Annotated in this window: 15 protein-coding genes and 1 pseudogene; 4 read left to right on the top strand and 12 right to left on the bottom strand. The window is 42.5% G+C overall.

The genetic code is table 11. From position 1 onward, the window contains the following. Positions 1–15: 15 nt before the first annotated feature. The 3 genes from BUB77_RS22730 to BUB77_RS22715 all read right to left on the bottom strand — a co-directional run bounded on the left by BUB77_RS22730 (position 16) and on the right by BUB77_RS22715 (position 3,549). A complete protein-coding gene (locus BUB77_RS22730; protein WP_073279310.1) occupies positions 16–891 on the bottom strand; it encodes a carbohydrate ABC transporter permease in 876 nt (291 codons plus the stop codon). A 14-nt stretch (positions 892–905) separates the two neighbouring features. Beyond that, the gene (locus BUB77_RS22725; protein ID WP_073279309.1) at positions 906–1,817 is read right to left on the bottom strand and encodes a carbohydrate ABC transporter permease; all 912 of its coding nucleotides are present in this window, start codon (positions 1,815–1,817) and stop codon (positions 906–908) included. Positions 1,818–2,145: 328 nt separating this feature from the next. Next, the gene (locus BUB77_RS22715) at positions 2,146–3,549 is read right to left on the bottom strand and encodes an aminotransferase-like domain-containing protein (RefSeq protein WP_073279307.1); all 1,404 of its coding nucleotides are present in this window, start codon (positions 3,547–3,549) and stop codon (positions 2,146–2,148) included. Positions 3,550–3,655: 106 nt separating this feature from the next. Between BUB77_RS22715 and pdxS the strand changes: the two genes are divergently transcribed. The 3 genes from pdxS to BUB77_RS22700 are packed head-to-tail and all read left to right on the top strand — an operon-like array spanning position 3,656 to position 6,310. After that, on the top strand, positions 3,656–4,537 hold the full coding sequence (gene pdxS, locus BUB77_RS22710; protein WP_073279306.1) for a pyridoxal 5'-phosphate synthase lyase subunit PdxS: 882 nt from the start codon (positions 3,656–3,658) through the stop codon (positions 4,535–4,537). Between the two features lies 1 nt (position 4,538). Further along, positions 4,539–5,138, top strand: a complete 600-nt coding sequence (pdxT, locus tag BUB77_RS22705; protein WP_073279305.1) for a pyridoxal 5'-phosphate synthase glutaminase subunit PdxT — start codon at positions 4,539–4,541, stop codon at positions 5,136–5,138. Further along, a complete protein-coding gene (locus BUB77_RS22700) occupies positions 5,135–6,310 on the top strand; it encodes an MFS transporter (protein ID WP_073279304.1) in 1,176 nt (391 codons plus the stop codon). The genes pdxT and BUB77_RS22700 overlap by 4 nt, the downstream gene beginning before the upstream one ends. Before the next feature lie 577 nt (positions 6,311–6,887). On the opposite strand, the pseudogene BUB77_RS22690 reads toward BUB77_RS22700, so the two are convergent. The 3 genes and pseudogenes from BUB77_RS22690 to BUB77_RS22680 form a co-directional block, all read right to left on the bottom strand. Further along, positions 6,888–9,380, bottom strand: a pseudogene (locus BUB77_RS22690) (glycoside hydrolase family 9 protein). A 242-nt stretch (positions 9,381–9,622) separates the two neighbouring features. Beyond that, positions 9,623–10,615 carry an N-acetylglucosamine kinase gene (locus BUB77_RS22685; RefSeq protein ID WP_073279301.1) on the bottom strand — a complete coding sequence of 331 codons (993 nt, stop codon included), beginning with the start codon at positions 10,613–10,615 and terminating at the stop codon, positions 9,623–9,625. Positions 10,616–10,620: 5 nt separating this feature from the next. Then, on the bottom strand, positions 10,621–11,916 hold the full coding sequence (locus tag BUB77_RS22680) for a 6-phospho-beta-glucosidase (RefSeq protein ID WP_139241287.1): 1,296 nt from the start codon (positions 11,914–11,916) through the stop codon (positions 10,621–10,623). A gap of 238 nt (positions 11,917–12,154) precedes the next feature. Between BUB77_RS22680 and BUB77_RS22675 the strand changes: the two genes are divergently transcribed. Next, the gene (locus BUB77_RS22675; RefSeq protein ID WP_073279299.1) at positions 12,155–12,622 is read left to right on the top strand and encodes a metal-dependent transcriptional regulator; all 468 of its coding nucleotides are present in this window, start codon (positions 12,155–12,157) and stop codon (positions 12,620–12,622) included. A gap of 18 nt (positions 12,623–12,640) precedes the next feature. Here the strand turns inward: BUB77_RS22675 and BUB77_RS22670 are convergent, their stop codons facing one another. From BUB77_RS22670 to feoB, 6 genes are all read right to left on the bottom strand, one after another. Then, complete coding sequence (locus BUB77_RS22670; RefSeq protein ID WP_073279298.1) at positions 12,641–13,393, bottom strand: amino acid ABC transporter ATP-binding protein; 753 nt, start codon at positions 13,391–13,393, stop codon at positions 12,641–12,643. A gap of 187 nt (positions 13,394–13,580) precedes the next feature. After that, positions 13,581–14,291 carry an amino acid ABC transporter permease gene (locus BUB77_RS22665; protein WP_073279297.1) on the bottom strand — a complete coding sequence of 237 codons (711 nt, stop codon included), beginning with the start codon at positions 14,289–14,291 and terminating at the stop codon, positions 13,581–13,583. A 12-nt stretch (positions 14,292–14,303) separates the two neighbouring features. Beyond that, positions 14,304–14,990, bottom strand: a complete 687-nt coding sequence (locus tag BUB77_RS22660; protein WP_073279296.1) for an amino acid ABC transporter permease — start codon at positions 14,988–14,990, stop codon at positions 14,304–14,306. Between the two features lie 18 nt (positions 14,991–15,008). Then, positions 15,009–15,842, bottom strand: a complete 834-nt coding sequence (locus tag BUB77_RS22655) for a transporter substrate-binding domain-containing protein (RefSeq protein ID WP_073279295.1) — start codon at positions 15,840–15,842, stop codon at positions 15,009–15,011. Positions 15,843–15,965: 123 nt separating this feature from the next. Then, positions 15,966–17,147 carry a MalY/PatB family protein gene (locus BUB77_RS22650; protein WP_073279294.1) on the bottom strand — a complete coding sequence of 394 codons (1,182 nt, stop codon included), beginning with the start codon at positions 17,145–17,147 and terminating at the stop codon, positions 15,966–15,968. Between the two features lie 309 nt (positions 17,148–17,456). Beyond that, positions 17,457–19,574 carry a ferrous iron transport protein B gene (gene feoB / locus BUB77_RS22645; protein WP_073279293.1) on the bottom strand — a complete coding sequence of 706 codons (2,118 nt, stop codon included), beginning with the start codon at positions 19,572–19,574 and terminating at the stop codon, positions 17,457–17,459. Positions 19,575–19,596 lie beyond the last annotated feature (22 nt).

Below are 19,596 nucleotides of genomic sequence, written 5' to 3'. Positions count from 1 at the left end.
CCCAAACAAAGACTTTCAGCCTTTCACACTTCCGGCAGTCAGACCCTCAATTATGTATTTTTGTCCAAGTGCAAATACGATAAACAGCGGAATAATTGCCGATACCGAGGCAGCCATGATCAGCGAATAAAATGATCCGTATCTGTCAGTAAACATCCGTACTCCGATTTGAATCGTAAACAGCTTTGCATTAGTTATAAAAACCAGAACGTTCTGATAATCATTCCATGACCAAATAAATTTAACAATAGCCATTGTTGCTATAGCCGGTTTAGACAAAGGTAACATGATATTCCAGAAGGTCCTTAACGTTCCGGCTCCGTCGACTTTAGCCGAATCACTAAGCTCTGAGGGCAATGACTTCATAAACTGCGTAATAAAAAATATACTTGACTGGCTGAACAGCATACTGATTATCAGACAGAGATGCGTATCAAACAGATGAAGCCATTTGAAGTATAAAAACCTTGGAATAAGTGTAACCTGATCAGGAATTATCATTGTTGCTATTATTAAAACAAAGATTTTATCTCTGCCCGGAAATTTAAGCTTTGCAAAAGCAAAGGCTGCCATACTTGAAATCAATAAAGAAAAGAAGGTTGTTAATACTGTAACTTTAATAGAATTAAAATAATATAGAGCAAAGGGAGCATCTCCGAACCAGACTTCTTTATAATTTTCAATAATTCTGAACTTCCTGGGAATCCATTGAATCGGAAAAGTAAAAACATCAACTTCATATTTCATAGAGGTAGATATCATCCAGATAAATGGAAGTACCATTAATAGGCCAAATGTAAATAACCCGATTGTAACCACTATCTTCCCAACATTAATTTTCTTGTTTAAACGCAAGCCCTTAACACTATTATTCACTGCCATATCATTCATAAGAATCCCCTTTTCTATTCATGTACCCATTTTTTTCTGCCTAACCACTGAATCAGAGTAATGATAAAAACTATAATAAAAAGTACAACCGTAATCGCTGCTCCATAGTTTATATGGCTATTTCTGAATGCTTGTTTATATAGATAGAAAACGAGAACCTGTGTTGCATCACCGGGGCCGCCATCCGTTAAAACACTGATTTGGTCAAATATCCTGAAGGTTTCCATCGTCTCATAGATTATAAGAAAAAATATCGTAGGCGTTATCATAGGAAGCGTAATTTTTGTGATCTTTACGAACCAATTGGCCCCATCCATATCAGCGGACTCATACAATTCAACCGGGACCGTCTGCAGTGCTGCCAAAATAATGATAATATCATATCCAAGATTCTGCCATACGACCATTCCTGATAAGCTTGGAAGGGCCCAATGCATGTCAGAAAGCCATTTCGGTGTATTTTCAATTCCTATGGCTTTCAACATTTCTGTAACCGGGCCATAGGAAGGCTGCAAAACGACCATCCATATAGTTGCAACCGCTACTGTACTTGAAATATAGGGTAAGAAATAAACAGACTTAAAAAAGTTTTTAAAATAGCAATACTTGTTTATCATTACGGCTAATATAAAACTTAATAGTAACTGGATCGGTATTGTATAAAAAAGCAGCAATATATTATTTTTTAAAGCTGTATAAAAAGTAGCATCCTTGAATAAATCCTTATAATTTTCTAATCCGACAAATGATATCTTCGAAAATTCGGTAGCAACCGAGCCCCAATTGGTAAGGCTGATAAAAGCAGTTAAGAAAACTGGTAAAATCGCCATAAACAGCAGAAAAAACAAGCATGGTAAAATAAACATATACCCGGCAAAAGCTTCATTTCTACGCAGAGATTTTGTCTTTCTAGTATTTAAATCCATAATTATCGACTCCTTAATTATTTGTTTATCTATGCTGATTCAAATCCTTTAAACTAATTATATACTCAGGGTTACACTGCCTCAATCTTCTATTTTTACATATAATATTTATATTTTTACCTTTTGGCATTGCAGGGATGGTTTTTATAAATGCCTTGCCATAGCATTGATCTATACATAAAAGGGAAAAGGCTGCTGATAGTGCATCAGCAGCCTTTAAAGTGCAGACAAAGTCGATTATCTTGAATTTATAAAACAAGAACCCGATGCATAAGCTGGCATCGCCTTGCATGTGCATTGGGTTCATTAATTATGATGATGGAAGCCTCTATACGATAAATGGTGTTACATCCGGTTTCTTATTTAATAAATTCTTTAGTATGGTCAATCCCTTAATAAGTTCGTCTTGATTTTTGACAGACACCGTAGCAATTCGAACAGCGGCAGGTACTAAATTGCTGCCAACCGCAAATCGTTCGGCACAATAAATTTGCACACCTGATGCCTTCGCACAATATTCAAATTCCTTCCCAGTCCATCCATCCGGTAATATAAGCCATCTGAAATAATCACGTTTGTTCCCTTGAGTAATGAAGCCATTTAGGATTTCATCCGTGAGTTTATTTCTCTCTTCTGCTTCCAGTCTTTTCGCTTCGAGAATTTGATCAGCCAAACCGTTCTCTATAAGATTGGCTACAATCTCTACATTAAAATGGGATGTATTCAGATTTATGTTGTAAATACCACGACTAATTTGATCATGGAATTTAGGGGCAACAGCCATGAATGCAACCCTCAAGCCTGCGCTTAAAGATTTAGAAGTGCAATTTATATATATACTTTGCTCCGGAATTAATTCCGACACAGGAGGTAAATCTGAATTCTTTAAAAAAGAATAGGTATCATCTTCTATCAAAATCAAGTTATTTGCCTTAATAATTTCAGCTATCGCCTGCCGGCGGTGAATTGGCATTGTACATGTTGTAGGATTCTGACATTCCGGTATTAAATACAGCCCTTTTAAACATTCGTTTTTGCACGTTTTGCTAAGCATTGCAGGATTCATGCCATCTTCGTCCATTTCAACAGGAACCAGGCGAACGCCAAATGTACTTGCAAGATTTTTATAGCCTGTGTAAGTAAGAGAATCCGTGCCAATTTTATCTCCAGGCTGAAACAATGAGATCATTGTAACCGCCAAGGCATTTTGAGTACCTGAAGCAATGGCAATATTCTCAGGTTTAACATTTATATGAAATCGTTTAAGCCACTCACTTCCTATCTCACGATGGGATATCTTCATCTTAGGTTCATCATATTCCAAATACTTTCCGATTGTTATATTTTGAACCGTTTGCCTGATGGATTCAACCACCAGCTTATTTTGACTATATAATGGACGAATTGTTCCCATTTCAATTAATCCATTATCTATTTCGTCATCCTGTGAAACTGCTGAAATATTTGCATCAGAAGAAATGAAGGTTCCTTTGCCGACAGTTGCATAGATCAATCCTTTTTGTTCGCAAAGCTTAAACGCTTTCGTCACAGTTGTGAGATTAATGTGAAGAAAATCAGCCAGTTCTCTTTGTGGAGGCAGCTTATCACCCGGCTTTAAAGCTCCATTTTTAATATCGGAGTTCAACGTTTCCATAATGGCTAAATACATTGGCTTATCCGTTTTATCGATTTTAGGCATCCATGTTAAGTCGTTATAAAATGATTGCTGCATAAGAAGCCCTCCTTTTTGTATGTCATACAATCATATCATTGACATCATACAATGTCAACATTATAATTTATTGTATTATAATTATTATAAACAAGGAGAGGAAACAATGGATACTGAAAGGCATGTACTCAATCGAAATCTTGCACAAATGCTAAAAGGCGGCGTAATTATGGACGTCACCAATGCTAAGGAAGCCGCCATCGCCCAAGAAGCAGGGGCCGTTGCTGTCATGGCTCTGGAAAGAGTCCCTGCCGATATTAGGAAAGACGGTGGCGTTGCCCGTATGAGTGACCCCAAAATGATAAAAGAAATTCAAAAAGCCGTATCTATTCCCGTTATGGCTAAAGTACGTATCGGTCACATGGCAGAAGCACAAATCCTGGAGGCTCTCGGCATTGATTTTATTGACGAGAGTGAAGTTCTGACCCCAGCAGACGAACTATACTATGTTGATAAACTGGCATTTAAAGTTCCGTTTGTCTGCGGTGCTCGTAATCTGGGCGAAGCTCTTAGAAGAATAGGTGAAGGTGCTTCCATGATCCGTACAAAAGGAGAAGCAGGTACAGGAGATGTCGTTGAAGCTGTACGCCATATGAGGATTATTATGTCGGGTATCAGAGAGCTTTCCAATAAGCGAAAAGAGGAGCTTATGACATATGCGAAAGAAAATGGTGCCCCTCATGATTTGGTTGTATCGGTTGCGGAAAATAAGAAGCTGCCCGTTGTTAATTTTGCTGCGGGAGGGATTGCGACTCCCGCTGATGCGGCATTAATGATGCAGCTGGGTAGTGAAGGAATTTTTGTTGGATCCGGCATATTTAAATCCGATAATCCACTCGCGAGAGCGAAAGCAATTGTAAAAGCAGCTGCGTATTATGACAAACCGGAAATTCTTGCTGAGGTAAGCGAAGGGCTTGGAGAAACTATGAAAGGGATATGCATTAACTCAATATCTCCCGAGAACCAGTTTGCTAAAAGGGGCTGGTGAAATGGCAAAAAACTTGCAGATCGGTGTTTTATCATTACAAGGTTCCGTCCGAGAACATATAAGCATGTTAAGTAACATCAAAAATGTTAAACCCCTTGAAGTGAAATCCTTACCTTCATTGGAATCTGTCGATGGCATAATTTTACCTGGAGGTGAAAGTACAACCATATCAAAATTACTTATTGATTTTGGCCTTTTTGAACCGCTGAAGCAAAAGATAAAGCAAGGGCTTCCCGTTTGGGGAACTTGTGCAGGTATGATCCTGCTTGCTAAAGATGTAATTGACGAGAATCCGCATTTGGATCTGATGAATATAACAGTCCGGCGAAATGCCTATGGACGGCAAATCAACAGTTTTACAGTGGTAGAAGATATCCCAGCCATATCAGAGCAGCGGATTCCCCTTATTTTTATCCGTGCACCATGGATTGAAAACGCCGGTAAGGATGTTGAGGTGCTTTGTTACCTGGATAAACATATTGTAGCTGCGAAAGAAAAGAATATGCTTGTGACCTCCTTTCATCCCGAATTGACAAACTGCCTTGCTGTGCATCAGTACTTTATTGAGAAAATGATACGAGTTGGAGAAAATAAAAAATGAATAGTACATGTGATGCAAAGGCTTCTGGAAAACTAGTTTTGATATTGGGTCTTGCAGGATTTGTCTCAGCTGCAGACAATTGGTTTGTATCACCATCGCTTTCAGCTATTGCGGCCAGTTTCGGCATATCGGCTGCCATGACAGGCAGTATCTTGACTGCTTATATGATACCCTATGGTTTTATGCAGCCAGTATATGGCTTTTTCGGCGATCAGCATGACAAAATCAAACTACTGCGCTTAATTATAATTGGGCTGGCAATCGGGACGGGCGGCAGTGCGCTTTCAAACTCACTGCCCATATTGTGTGCCCTACGTGTGATTACCGGCTTTTTTGCTGCCGGGATTATCGCTTTGTCGCTTTCGGTAATTGGTGACACGGTTCCGCCGGGAAAACAACAGATATATGTTGGAAGGTTCATGGGTATTGTTTTTACAGGGCAAGGATTAAGTTCCGGCCTTGGAGGCATATTGACCCACTATGTCAGTTGGCGCGGTGCGTTTTTCTTCTTTACTGCATTTGCAATTGCAGCAGCAAGCCTTCTTTGGGCACTGCCGTTGTGTCCAGTGAAATCAAATGGACAGAACCGCAATTTCTTTTATCAATGCAAGCTTGCAGTTCTTTCACCAAAAGGAAAGCTGATTTTTCCGCTGGCTTTTGTAGCAGGGCTTTTGCTTCTGGGTATTTATGGATACCTTGGTTCATTTTTAAATGAACATATTCATCTTAATTACATACAATCTGGGATCGTCGTAATGTTCTATGGATTTGCATGCCTGATCGGAGGTTCAAAAATAGGAAAGCTGGCAAGCAGGTTCGGTAAAAAGCAGGTGATTATAGCTGGAGAATGCTGGGCTATTATTTCAACTATTCTTTTAAGTTGTAGTTTTCAAATAAAGAGTTGGCCGTTAGCGTTAGCTGCAACGGTATGTTTAGGTTTTGGCTACATCTCCATTCAATCCACATTGGCCACTATGGCTCTCAACGTCACAGAAGAATGCAGAGGGCTTCCTTCCGGTCTTATCGGATTCGGGCTTTTTTGCGGCGGAGGCATCGGCAGTATGATTGGAAGCTGGCTGCTTTTAGCTGGAACATACCAGACAATCTGGACGACATTTGGAATTGCCTTGTTACTCTTGATTATTATAACAGCAAAAATGCCGCTCAAATAAGCAAATTCAGCATATGATAAATGAAACGTTTTGAACGTTTGAAAACAACTTGTTTTAATTATCGAGATGATGGTATGTATACTTTGATACTTCTTTAACCGTAATACTTCGTAATGTTATTTCAAAGTGACCAGAATATAATTACATAAAAGACAGACAACCATCTGTCAATAATAAAAATGGACGCCTGTATTTTGATATGTCAAGAATATAAGTATAATCTTCTCTCAACAACTTTCCAATTTAACAGTATATGATTTACTATAGATTGTAAGTCCCATTCTTTAGTTTGTATAAATATATGTCTTTCACTATACCCAGGCAGTTTGCACCAAATAGAAAGATTCATGCGCCTATGGAGATGTATTAGAAGTCCTTTCCGCTGAAGATTTTGTGCTATATCATCAAACAGATTGTTTGAGCCTAGCGAGTTATCTGTTTGATGATATGTCCAGCACAAAATCTTCAGAGGATTAGGACTTCTTATACATTGGAATTGAAGCATGAATCTTTCTATTTGGTGCAAACTGCCGTCCCCTTGTGAAAACCTGCCTTTCAGCCAAATTAATACAGCTAACTAATTAACCACTAAAGCAGGCTTATTAGACGCATTCTCCCTACTGTTAAAACTTAAAGTCGCCCCATTATTGTTCTCAACCTGCATCTTAAAAGTCACCTTCTTATCCCCGCTCATCTGACTGTTCACATAGCTTGTAACATCTATAGCATACCACCCGGCAGCTGTAACATTCAGAGTTCCTATTGTTACCGCATTTGTACTGCTGGGCTGATTATTCCAGGTAATACTTCCGCTCCCCGATTCAATCCAGGTATCAGTCCCGGAAAACCCGTATATCACTAACGGTGTTGCTGCAGAAGCCCCATTGCAGTACACCTTCAAAGTTGCCGAAGCTACGGAGGTTCCCGTCCGGCCCGTAAGGTCAAACTTCAAAAAGCTCTTCCGGTTTTAGCCGGCATCCGGGTCTCCCTTAACATCAATCGTTGCAGCTGTGCCGTAATTCGTTGTGGCATAGGTTCCGTCCCTTACATAGGCATCGGCATTGGCCGGATAATCAACAGCGGAGGCAGACGTCACTGCACTTACGGCTGTACTCCATGCGCTTGTTCCGGCGCTGTTCTTGGCTCTTACCCTATAGCTGTGGGTCTGGCCCGGCGCCAAGCCTGTATGCACATAAGGAGAGACTGCATTGCTGATTATTGTTCCATCCGCTTCAAGGTCATAACCGGCTGCCCCTGCTGCCGCACTCCAGGTCACATTTATTTGAGAGGACCCTGCCGCAGCAGCCAATCCGGTCGGTACGGTTGGTACGCTCAGCGTATAACTGACTCCCATAAAAGCTGCCATTGCCATACCTGCCACATTTCCGGAAATCGTCACCTCATTTGTTGCATAATCTCTTCTGTTGTCGTGCCAGACCATACGGCTGTCATTGAATTGCACTATATTCGGATTTTCTTGTCCCGAAAGCAATGGGTCCGATTGATCTACGGCATACTGGGCGCTTGTCTCAAAGCCCTCGCTCCAGGCTCCAAGGAGCTGGTATCCGGGATTGCTTACCCGATTCAGTGTTGTCACACGATGACGGGGATTCTGAAACCAGGTGGTACCCGCACCATTTAACATACTGACACCCCACGGATTTTTGCCTAACATAAAGTCAAGCTGCTGCTGTGCCAGATTGAAATAAGTGGAATTGCCCGATAATTCCTGATACATCATGGCTTCAACAGCATTGTTGCTCATAGCTTCATAAGTGCCCCATTTGGGCTGGCTGCTGTTATTCCAGAATTGTGCATCTGCATAGGTTTTCATTACATTGAGATGATTATTCATACGGCTTATAACTGTACTTTTATATGCCGGATCAAGTGATGCGACCTCATAGTTTGCCCAGGCATAAGCCCTTGACCAGTTGAGACTGGTATCAGATTTGTTATACCATTCTCCTGCGCTGTCACAATAAGACTTTGCATCTGCCAGATAAGAAGCTGTTCCCGTAGCACGGTAGAGTTCAGCTGCTGCCCAGGCCATATCATCTTTATAATCGGTATCCACATAGAACTCATCGGCATCTCCTGCAATACCTGTTCTGGTCTTGCCCCAGGTATATATCTGCTGTGCTGCCGTAAGGTAATTGCTGGCTAATGCGGCATTGTAGCTGGGACCGCTTGGGTCTCCCCAGATTTTAGCTCCAAGTGCCAGGGCTGCCGCAGCTTTACCTGCCAGATTTGCACCTTTTCCAGCCGGGCATGGATGGACAGGCCGGGATGCACCATATATGGTGTTGTCATTTTCCGGCCAGCATTTACTGCGGGAATCAAGATCATCATTTTCAACATCATGGTCAAGACCATCTGCAACTTCCATATACAATATCTGGTTCGTGTTATCCCACATCTTTCGTATAAAATCCAGCCCGACCTTTGCTTCGGTCAATACACCGCCGGTACTTTCGGGTGAAGGGAAAACTTCCGGATGATGAATATAGGTTGTAAGCATTACATCTGCGACATGTCCGATGGTACTCATGAATTTGATGTAATCCGAGGCATCATGCCAGCCGCCTGTTACATCAATTGTACCGGATGCTCCATCCGGTTTACCGTCCACCGATGAACTTGTTCCTGTTATATGGCAGACTCCATGGTCCTTTGGATTTGTATTTCCGCAGCGCTGTACCTTGAAGAACTGCATTGATAAATCAGCTAAGCTGCTGTAAACGGAATCACTGACAGGAAACACCGGTGAAGTGTAGTTGTTGATTTTTATATAATATCCGCTGCCTATCGTACTTAAAGCGCTGAAATCAAGCGCATAGGTGTAGGCACAATTTGCACCGCCGGCATCGCCCCAGCTTCCTTTATTGGCTGATGAAACCGTTCCATTCAGAACTGAGGTATTGCTGGAATTAAAAACATCATATCTTACTCCGTTTAAATTGGTACTGGATAGAACCATAGCCACTTTACTTGCCGATGGTTTGTATCCCACCTGGTTTACTCTGATAAAAACCCCGCTTGCATTTGCCTGGACCACTGCCGCCGGCATAATGAATGCTGCAATCATGATAACCGCAGCCAGAAATGAAATAATTCTGCTTTGTCTTTTCATAATTTACACTCTCCCCAACTTTAATATATTCGATTATGACTATCCAAATCCTTCTGTCAATTCTCAAATGTGTTTAGTTCGTATATATATTTTAATTCTGGCAGCACCTCCTTATTAACCAGCAATTCTCATTATTTTCATAAGTTTTTGAGTTCAGAAGTTATTATAATATGATAGTTCTATTGTTCAAAGGCTTTTAGGACCTTTTCCCTGTCATGCTTTTTACATCCATTTTGCTCCAGTGCCCATAAAATAGCCCCTGCTACAGGCGGTGAATTTAAAACCTTAAAAGAAATTTCCCTGTCTTCATTTTTCAAAGAGACCTCCTGCCTGATTTTATCGATTGCCCTTGAATTTTCACCTTTGACAAAAATGGAACCGGCCATTACAACCTCCACAGGCTCCTGCCTGTAAAAATCCAGATTGGCTATGACCGCATTGATGCACCTTGCATATTCTCTGCCCATATTGTCCAGCAAACCCTTTGCCACCTCATCATTTTTATTGGCTGCTTCGAATACCAATCTATTAAAATAGTCATATTTATAGGTGCCGTCATCAATCCTGCCTTTTAGTGCTTCCACAAAATCAAATTTTGATTTTATATCTAACATGTTAAAAAACAGTTCCGTTATTAAAGTTTCCGGGTCTCCTTTAAAGATAGAGTTATAGGCTGCTGCTATAGCCTTACCTGCCAGATATTCTCCGCCTCCGAAATCTCCGCCGCTGATTTCCCCCAATCCGCCAATCTGCAGCATATTGCCCCTGGAATCAATCCCTCCTATGGAAAAGGCTGTCCCATTTATGGCACAGATTCCAAAGCCCTTCTCACAACCTGCCTTTATTCCCAGGTAAGAATCATTGCAAAGAGTAAAGTCTCTGATCCCCAAGTCTCTGATCATATTAGAAATAAATTCCTGCTGCCTTTTCGTATCCACTCCGGCCAATCCAAATACACATTTCCCCAAGTCCTCTGTGCCTATGCCGTTTTTAGCAAGAATATAGGTAAAAAGCTTGCCTAGCTCAATCTTAAGCTCATCATAGCTGCCGTTTAAGCACTCATGGTTTGTTGTTCCCCAGCTAATCAAGTCAACCATATTTCCATCCAGGTCAAAAATTGAACAATGGGTCTTTGTTCCGCCGCCGTCCATTCCAAGTACATATTTTTTCATATAGTTTATTTCCCTCCGAAAAACTGCGGTAAAAATTCTTTATTGGCTTCCAGCATCTCATCGAGTACACTTTTTGCCTTATAGTAATCTCCAATCAGAGGATGTGTCAGTAAAGCTCCCAATGCTGCATTATAATCTCCCTCAATTCCCGCTTTCACCGTTAATTTTTCAAATGCTTTGACAGCCTGCATTAAACCGATAATATGCTCATTGTTAAAATCATTCAGCTTCAGAGGGGTTGCACCGTCTTTGTTTATGATACATTTGGCCTCAATTACATCATCCTTATCCATAAAACTCAATGCCCCGTTGTTTTTTACATCAACCACATGGACCTCATTTCTGTCGTTTTCTATGGCATCCACAACTGAAACCGCAGCCTCCGAGTAAAGAGCTCCTCCTCTTTTATCCAATACTGCGGGTTTCTCCTTCAAGTTGGTATCCTTGTACAATTCCAGGAGTTCAGCTTCTATCAGCTTACATTCCTCTCCTCTGGTCATTTCGGCTTCCTTGCACTTTTTCACCATTTTATCTCTGAAGTAATAGTAATTAAGATAGGATACCGGAAGGCCTTTTATTGCTTTCAGTAATTCTTCCTCGTAAACAACTTCGGGTATATTCTTTAAACTGTTATTCTTATAGCCTCCCAAAAATAAGTTCTGCAGAATTTCCTTATCATCAGCATATAATGCCGTCAGCCAGAACAGGTGGTTTAAGCCTACAAAATCGTAATCAAATTTCTTTGTGTTTTCAGGAAGCATTTCCTTGGCACGCCGGAGCATATTGATAGGAGCATTACAAAGGCCCAGCATTTTTACATCTGAATTATTCAGCAGGACCTCCGCTATAATACCGGAAGGATTTGAAAAGTTTATGAACCACGCATTCGGCGAAAGCCTTTCTATTGTCTTTGCAATGTCCATCATAACAGGTATTGTCCGCAGAGCTTTCATAAATCCGCCTGCACCGGTCGTTTCCTGACCAAGGAGGTCATATTTCAAAGGAATCTTTTCATCCCTTATTCTGGCATCCAGCTTACCAACCCTGATTTGTCCCAGAACGTAATCAGCACCTTCCACTGCCTCTTCGACCTTGTCGGTAATGATGACCCTTGAATTCATTCCATTGGCCTCAAGCATTCTTTTACCAAGCCCTGTTACAATCTCCGTTTTCTCTTTATCAATATCCATCATATAAAAACTGTCGACCTTTAAGTGCTTATTCCTTGTTATAAACCCATTCATAAGCTCCGGTGTATAGGTACTGCCGGCTCCAATAACTGCAATTTTCAGATTTTTCATAACCATGCTTCTCCTGTATTTTCATGTCACCATTAATAAGTTATTTTCTAATATAATCCTTGACTTTCATTATATCCCTGCTCCATAGCAGCCTCAATGTCATATTTTTACTGATATTTCTTCTTTTTTTACATCCTACAATCTGAAATTTAAGGAATTTTCTTATTTCGATGAGTGTACTTCTTTCTTCACTCTTTCTCACATATAATGAACAAATAGCTTTAAGGATTGTGCTGTCATGTCGGACCAGGAATTTTACACCTTTCGGGAATACTTAAGAAGCGAGCACGAAGACTTATCCCCATCCGCTGAGGATTATCTGGAAATGATATACCGTCTGGCCAGGGACAGCGGATATACCAGAGCAGGAGATTTGGCACAGGCTTTGAATGTACAGCCTCCCTCTGTAACAAGTATGGTAAAGAAGCTGGCAGAATTGAGTCTTATCAAATACGAAAAATACGGCGTCATTACCCTGGAACCAAGAGGAGTTATAAAAGGAAAAGCCCTTTTGACAAGGCACAATCTGGTGGAAAATTTTCTGAAATTCCTGGATATTAAGAATGGCCTGTTAGAAGAAACCGAGAAAATAGAGCATACCATGAATGAGGAAATACTGTGCGGAATCCAGGATCTGCTGGATTTCTTTGAGAATAATACGGAAATGAATGATAAATTCAGGCAATACCGTAATCGGCAGCGCTAGGAGCATTTACCATAGCCTTTATATGGAATAATCATTTTCCGGCAGTATTCTCCTTAAGAACTGCCTGGTACGCTCTTCTTTGGGATTCGTGAAGATTTCCTGGGGCCTCCCCTCCTCAACGACCATGCCGCCATCCATGAATACTACTTTGTTGGCAACATCGGAAGCAAAGGCTATTTCATGGGTAACGACTATCATGGTAATTCCCTCAGCAGCTATTTTTCGAATAAGTTTCAGGGTTTCTCCTACTAATTCCGGGTCCAGTGCAGAGGTGGGCTCGTCAAATAATATGACCTCCGGGTTGAGAACAATAGCTCTGGCAATTCCTACCCTCTGCTGCTGTCCCCCGGAGAGCTGCTGGGGATAGTAGGCTTCCCTGTCTGTCAGCCCCACCTTTTTCAATGCCTCTCTGGCCCTCTCTTCAGCTTCTTTCTTCGGGATTTTTCTTGCTATGATCAGACCTTCCGTTACGTTTTCCAGTGCTGTTTTGTTCTGGAACAGATTGTAATTCTGAAAAACAAAGGCCGTCTGCTTTCTGATATCCAGTATCTGCTTCCTGGAGGCTGTCTTAAAATTAATCTCCTGATTATTTATGCGGAGAAACCCTTCTTCTGCCTTTTCCAGAAAATTTATGCAGCGCAGCAGCGTAGTCTTCCCCGAACCGCTGGGACCAAGGACCACTACCACATCCCCGTGCTCCACACGAAAGTTCACTCCACGTAATACCTGGTTCCTGCCAAAGGTTTTTTGAATATTCCTTAATTCAATCATTTCTGCTTATCCTCCCTATTTATAAATACACCCTAATCTGTTTGCTTCCAGTAACCGACCTGCTTACTAAATCCTTCTTGCAATATTATTATCCTTGTAATCTATCCTGTTTGTATGCTATTCAATCTGCAAAACTATTCAGCTTGTTACGGCAATATCATAAACCAGTTCCTTAATTACCTCTACTCTACAAAGTCGCCCCCCTTTTATATTTCCCAAAATACACCTCCAGCCCCTTCCCAATAAGCTCAATGCCCGCACACAATATCCAGTAAATTATAGCCGCCGCAATATAGGATTCCAGGAAAGCATAGGTAGCATTTGCCGGCTTTAGTGCGCTGTTCAGAATATCCGTGACCCCAATCATATACACCAGGGACGAGCCTTTCAGCAAGCCTATGGTATTGTTGGTCAGGGAAGGGAGTATTACGAAAAAGGCCTGGGGAAGTATGACTCGAAAGAAGGTCTGAACCTTGGTCATCCCCACAGAATATCCGGCCTCATACTGGCCCCTGGGCACCGACAGCAGCGCTCCCCGAAAGGACTCCGACAGGGAAGGGATGCTGGTAACTGTAAGCACGAAGATGGCAAGATACACCGCATCCACATCCCTGGCACGGATGCCAAGGTGCAGCAGCTTCGCCAGGTTATCAAACCTGGTGGCAAATAAAAGGCTTGTTGCCACCAGAAACAATACGGCCGGTATCCCCTTTAGAATGCTTATCAGAAAATCCAATATAGATGAAAGCACCGGAATGCGGTATACCCGAAGCACGGCTATGATTCCTCCCACTACAATACACAAGAGCAAAGGAACTAAGGTTATGTACAAAGTTACAGGAATAAACCTGGCGGCATAAAGAAAGCTTTTATAGATTTCCCCGGGATGAATATTCATAATGCTCCCTCCTTATTTTCCCCCGCCATAAGCAAGCTTTTGATTGACCCGATACAGAACCTTCTCCAGTATCACGCTTATAGTCACAAAGATAATTCCCGCGCACACATAGCCCTCTATATAATGCTGGGTTCTTGCTCCAATGGCATTTACCTGCCCCATGATATCAAAAATACCGATTAAATAAGCAAGAGAGGTCCCCTGAAACAGGTAAATAAAGCTGGTGCCTAGACCGGGCAGTGCTATCCGTGCTGCCTGAGGCATTACAATTCGAAAAAAGGTCTGCCTCCCGTTTAGTCCAACGGAATATCCGGCTTCCGTCTGACCTCTGGGAACTGCCTGAATGGCTGCCCTGATAGATTCGGAGAAAAATGCCGCTTCATTCAGACAGTAGGTCACCAATACAAAAAACATTTTATCCCATCTGCTAATATTGATCCCCGTTGTTTTTACTACCAGAAGAGGAAGCCCATACAGGACAATAAACAGCTGCACCAGTTGGGGCGTACCTCTTACAAAGGAAATATAAAGCAATACTGCCTGATTAAAAACAGGGATTTTGTATATCCGGATAAAAGCTAATACAGTCCCTAAAATCAGCCCCGCCAACGTTGCCGTAAGGACAATCCTGACCGTTACCGGAAATCCCCTCAAAACAATGGGGAAATATTCAAATACTCTGGAGAAAAAAGGCCCCATAAAGATACTTCCTTTCTCTTATTCATCCTTGGGCGTGTAGTCTTTGCCAATATATTTGATGGACAGCTCAGCCAGGGTGCCGTCCTTCTTTAATTTTCTTAAAGCCCCGTCCACTGCCTTCTGTAATTCTGCTGCTCCTTTTGGATACAGATAGTATGTATTGGAATTGGTAAAAGGTTTCCCGACAATCTTTAACCTTTTACCGTACTGCTCGTTATATCTTTCCACATTCCTGTCCAACAGGACAGTCCCGTCATAGGTCCCATTCTCCAGGTTGCTGATCAGCTGCTCTGTTGTTTCAGAGGAATAGATAATATCAAGGGGTGCATCCGGATGCTTTTCATTGTATTTCTCCAGATTGTAGGCTACGTTATTGCCCCCTGTAGAGGCCTTGACCTTCTTTCCGGCCAGGTCATCGATTCCGTTAATATCATTTCTGTCAATGGCTACTGTTACATAGTTATCATAGGTGGTATAGGCTTCTTCTGAAAAGAGATATTTCTCCTTTCTTTCATCATTTTCCTCAAACTGATGGGCTCCAAGGTCTATCTGTCCCGCATCAATCCCCACGGCAATGTTCTTGAATTCAAATATCTGAATATCAAACTTGTATTGGGGCAGTAATTCGTCCACTGCATTTAACACCGCTATTTCATATCCGGTAAGCTTCCCATTCTCGTCCAGATAGCAGTAGGGCTCATAGGAAGAGCCTGTTCCTACCACAATGGTCTTCGCATCCGGATTGTTGCCCGAAGATGTCTCCTCGGCCTGTTCCTTTTTTCCACAGGCTACTGTTAACATAATGGTTAACAGCAAACCTGTTGTAATTAAGAGTTTCTTTCCTTCTTTCATATTTACCCCCTTGCCTATCACAGGCTTTACCGGCAGGCCCTCTGGGATACTGCCATAAATTGAACGGTGTGAAAGAATCCTTATTCGGCATCCGTTTCTCCTTAAACTTCCTTAAACACCCGGTCAGGCCGCCTTCCTGATTGCCTTAAGAAGTCTGTTCAGCGCTTCCTCCAGGGTACTCTTCTGACAGGCCAGATTTATTCTGGCATACCCCTCGCCTTCTTTTCCGAAAATATATCCCTGATTCAGCCAAAGCCTTGCGTCTTTTATTAAAAATTCCTCCAGCTCTTCCTTGTTGTAATTCAAATTCCGGAAATCCACCCATAAAAAGTAAGTTCCCTCCGGCAGGATTACCTTTATTTCCGGCAGATAGGTCTTAAAATATGTAACAGCAAAATTCCTGTTCTCTTCCAGATACCCCAGCAGCTCTTCCAGCCAGGCTTCTCCGTAACGGTAAGCAGTCTCCGCTGCAAGGGCACCGAAAATATTGTAGGATTTAAGCCCTCTGGCTTCACAATAGCTGTCATAGCGGCTCTTTAATGCTTTATTAGGTATGATGATATTGGAGGTGGAAAGACCCGCCAGGTTAAAGGTCTTACTTGGTGCCGTACAAATAATGCTGTTTTGCTCCAGTTCCTCTGAAACAGAAGCAAAAGGTACAAAGGTATGACCCCCGTAGATAAAATCCGAATGGATTTCATCGGATATGACTGTTACTCCATAATGGATACAAAGCTTCCCTAAAAGTGCCAGCTCCTCCGCCGTAAAAACTCTGCCTACCGGATTGTGGGGACTGCATAGGATAAGAAGCCTGGCACCTCCTGCCTTTAAGATCTTTTCCAGCCCCTCATAATCCATCCCATATCTTCCGCCTTTTAAAACAAGAGGATTGAGCAGCAGCTTTCTCCTTGTCAGCGTTACCGCTCTGGCAAAAGGATGATAAACGGGAGGCTGTATAATAACGCCATCTTCTTCATCACTGAGAGCATAAATGCTGTTATAAATGGCATTTACCACTCCGCTGCTGTGGGTAATCCATTCCTGTTTTACCTGAAAGCCCTGCCGTCTTTCCAGCCAATTGATTAATTCCCGGTAATAGCTGTCCGTTCTGGCGGTGTATCCATAGATTCCGTGCTCTGCCCGCCGGGAAAGTTCCTCCTTAATCTCCGGAACCGTTTCAAAATCCATATCCGCAACCCAAAGGGGAAGGGCATCCTTTACCCCGGTATATTCTCCGATGAAGCTCCATTTAACGGAATTGGTATCTTTTCTGTCCAGCTTTTTCTCAAAATCGTATAATCCCATCCTTCTTCCGCCTTTCTGCCTGTTAAAAATTTTCCTGAAAATAAAAAGCAGAGGTTGTGATCAGCTAATGCCAATCTCCTTAACCTCTGCTTTTTACAGTCAGTACTGTGTTTTATATAATATTATATTCATATATGTTTAATATGGATTTTATTATACACAATAATTTCCAAATGTCAACTGTAATTTTTCAATAATAGACTTATCTATTTCTTTCTCACTGCGCAAAAGAAAAGCGCCTTCCAAAAAACAGAAGGTGCTTAACCTGAGAATTATTTTCAACCAAAAATCAGGAAATGCATCCTGAAATCAGAACAGCATCCCGGCAATGCGGTATATACCCGTTGTGATAAGGCATACGAGAATTGCAATTGCCGTGGGCAGCAGAGCCGAAACAACGGTCCATTTCACACTGCCGGTCTCCTTCTTTATCGTTAACAGTGTTGTGGCACAGGGCCAGTGAAGCAGACTAAAGAGCATGGTATTAAGAGCGGTAAGGTAGGTCCAATTGTGGTTTACCAGGATGGTGCGAAGGGATTCCAGACTGTCATACTCCGCCATGGAGCCCGTTGCCATATAGGCCATTAACAGAATGGGAAGAACAATTTCATTGGCCGGCAGCCCAAGAATAAAGGCCATTAAAATATATCCGTCAAGGCCGATGAGCCTGCCAAAGGGATCGAAGAAGTCCACCATATGCCCCAGTATGCTTGCATTGCCTATATGAATATTTGCCAGGACCCAGATAAGGGCTCCCGCAGGAGCGGCTACCGTTACAGCCCGCTTTAATACAAACACCGACCTGTCAATCATGGAGGTATAAAGGACCCTGCCTATCTTGGGCACCCTGTAGGGCGGAAGCTCAAGGGTGAAGGTTGACGGGATTCCTTTTAAAACGGTTTTGGATAGCAGGAAGGAAACCAGAAGAGTTACTCCAATTCCAATCACTATCATAGCAGTTACCGCCAGGGCAGGCAATATTCCCAGCCGGTTTCCTCCAAAGGAAATCAGGAAAACGCTTGAAATAGCTATCAAGGTTGGAAATCTGCCGTTACAGGGAACAAAATTATTGGTAAGTATGGCTATCATTCTTTCTCTGGGGGACTCGATTATACGGCAGGAAATAATACCCGCGGCATTACAGCCAAAGCCCATAATCATTGTCAGGCATTGTTTTCCGTGGGCGCAGGCCTTCTTAAAGAGATGATCCATATTAAAGGCGACCCGGGGAAGAAAGCCCAGATCCTCCAGCAGGGTAAAGAGGGGGAAGAAGATGGCCATAGGGGGAAGCATTACGGATACCACCCAGGCCAGGGTCCGGTAAAGCCCCAGGATCAGTACTCCGTGAAGCCATACCGGTGCATGGAAATATTGAAAAAGGGCTGTGAGCCTATCCTCTATGGCAAATAAAAAGTCTGCCAGTAAAGAAGAGGGTATGTTGGCACCTGTAATCGTAATCCAGAATACCACCGCCAAAGTCAGCAGCATAATAGGTATTCCAAACCGCCTGGAGGTAATAATATTATCGATTTTCTTATCCCTTTCATTCACCTGCCCTTCTTCCCGGATGTATTTTTTCTTGATCTCTTCTATTCTGCCGTAGATAGTCTCAGATATTTGGTCTCTTAAAGCCCTTTTATCCGGCAGCCCTTCCCCCATATCTGTATAGCTTATATCCTCTGGGAGAAGTCCGCCCATATGGGAGGACATGGCACTCAGAAGCTTATCATCCCCATCCAGCAGCCGAAGTGCCAGCCATCTTTTGGGAACCGCACTTTCCCCCTCTTTCATGGCAGGCAGCAGCCGGTCAATAACCTCCTCAACGGCTTCCTCATACTTCACGTGCTTCGGCGCAGGTATTATTTCACCGGCAGCAACCTTAACGGCAGTCTCCTTTAATTTATCAATTCCGATACCGCTTCTGGCAGCACAGAGAACCACCGGCACTCCAAGCTCCTTCTCAATGCCCTCGGCGTCGATTTGTATTTTTTTCTTTCTGGCCTCGTCAATGAGGTTAATGCAAAGTACCATCTTATCGGTCAGCTCCATTACCTGAAAGGCAAGGTTTAAATTGCGTTCCAGGCAGGTGGCATCTGTTACCACAATAACGGCATCGGCATTTCCGAAACAAATGAAGTCCCTGGCTACCTCTTCTTCCACGGAGGAAGCAAAGAGGGAATAGGTCCCCGGTAAATCTACCAGAATATTTTCTTTTCCATCCTGTGTAAATTCCCCTCTGGCATTCACCACTGTCTTTCCGGGCCAGTTACCGGTATGCTGGTGAAGGCCTGTAAGTGCATTAAAAACGGTACTTTTTCCTGTATTCGGATTTCCGGCCAATGCAATGACATGCTGTCCTTCCTCCCGTTCAATACGGTAAAGGTCTGTCATTGCATTATTTTGTGTGGATTGATAAGTCAACCCCATTGATGTCCTCCTTATTATTTTA

The sequence above is a fragment of the Anaerocolumna jejuensis DSM 15929 genome, assembly GCF_900142215.1.
In the GTDB taxonomy this organism is placed as follows: Bacteria; Bacillota; Clostridia; order Lachnospirales; family Lachnospiraceae; genus Anaerocolumna; species Anaerocolumna jejuensis.
This window is presented reverse-complemented; position numbering and strand designations above follow the sequence as displayed.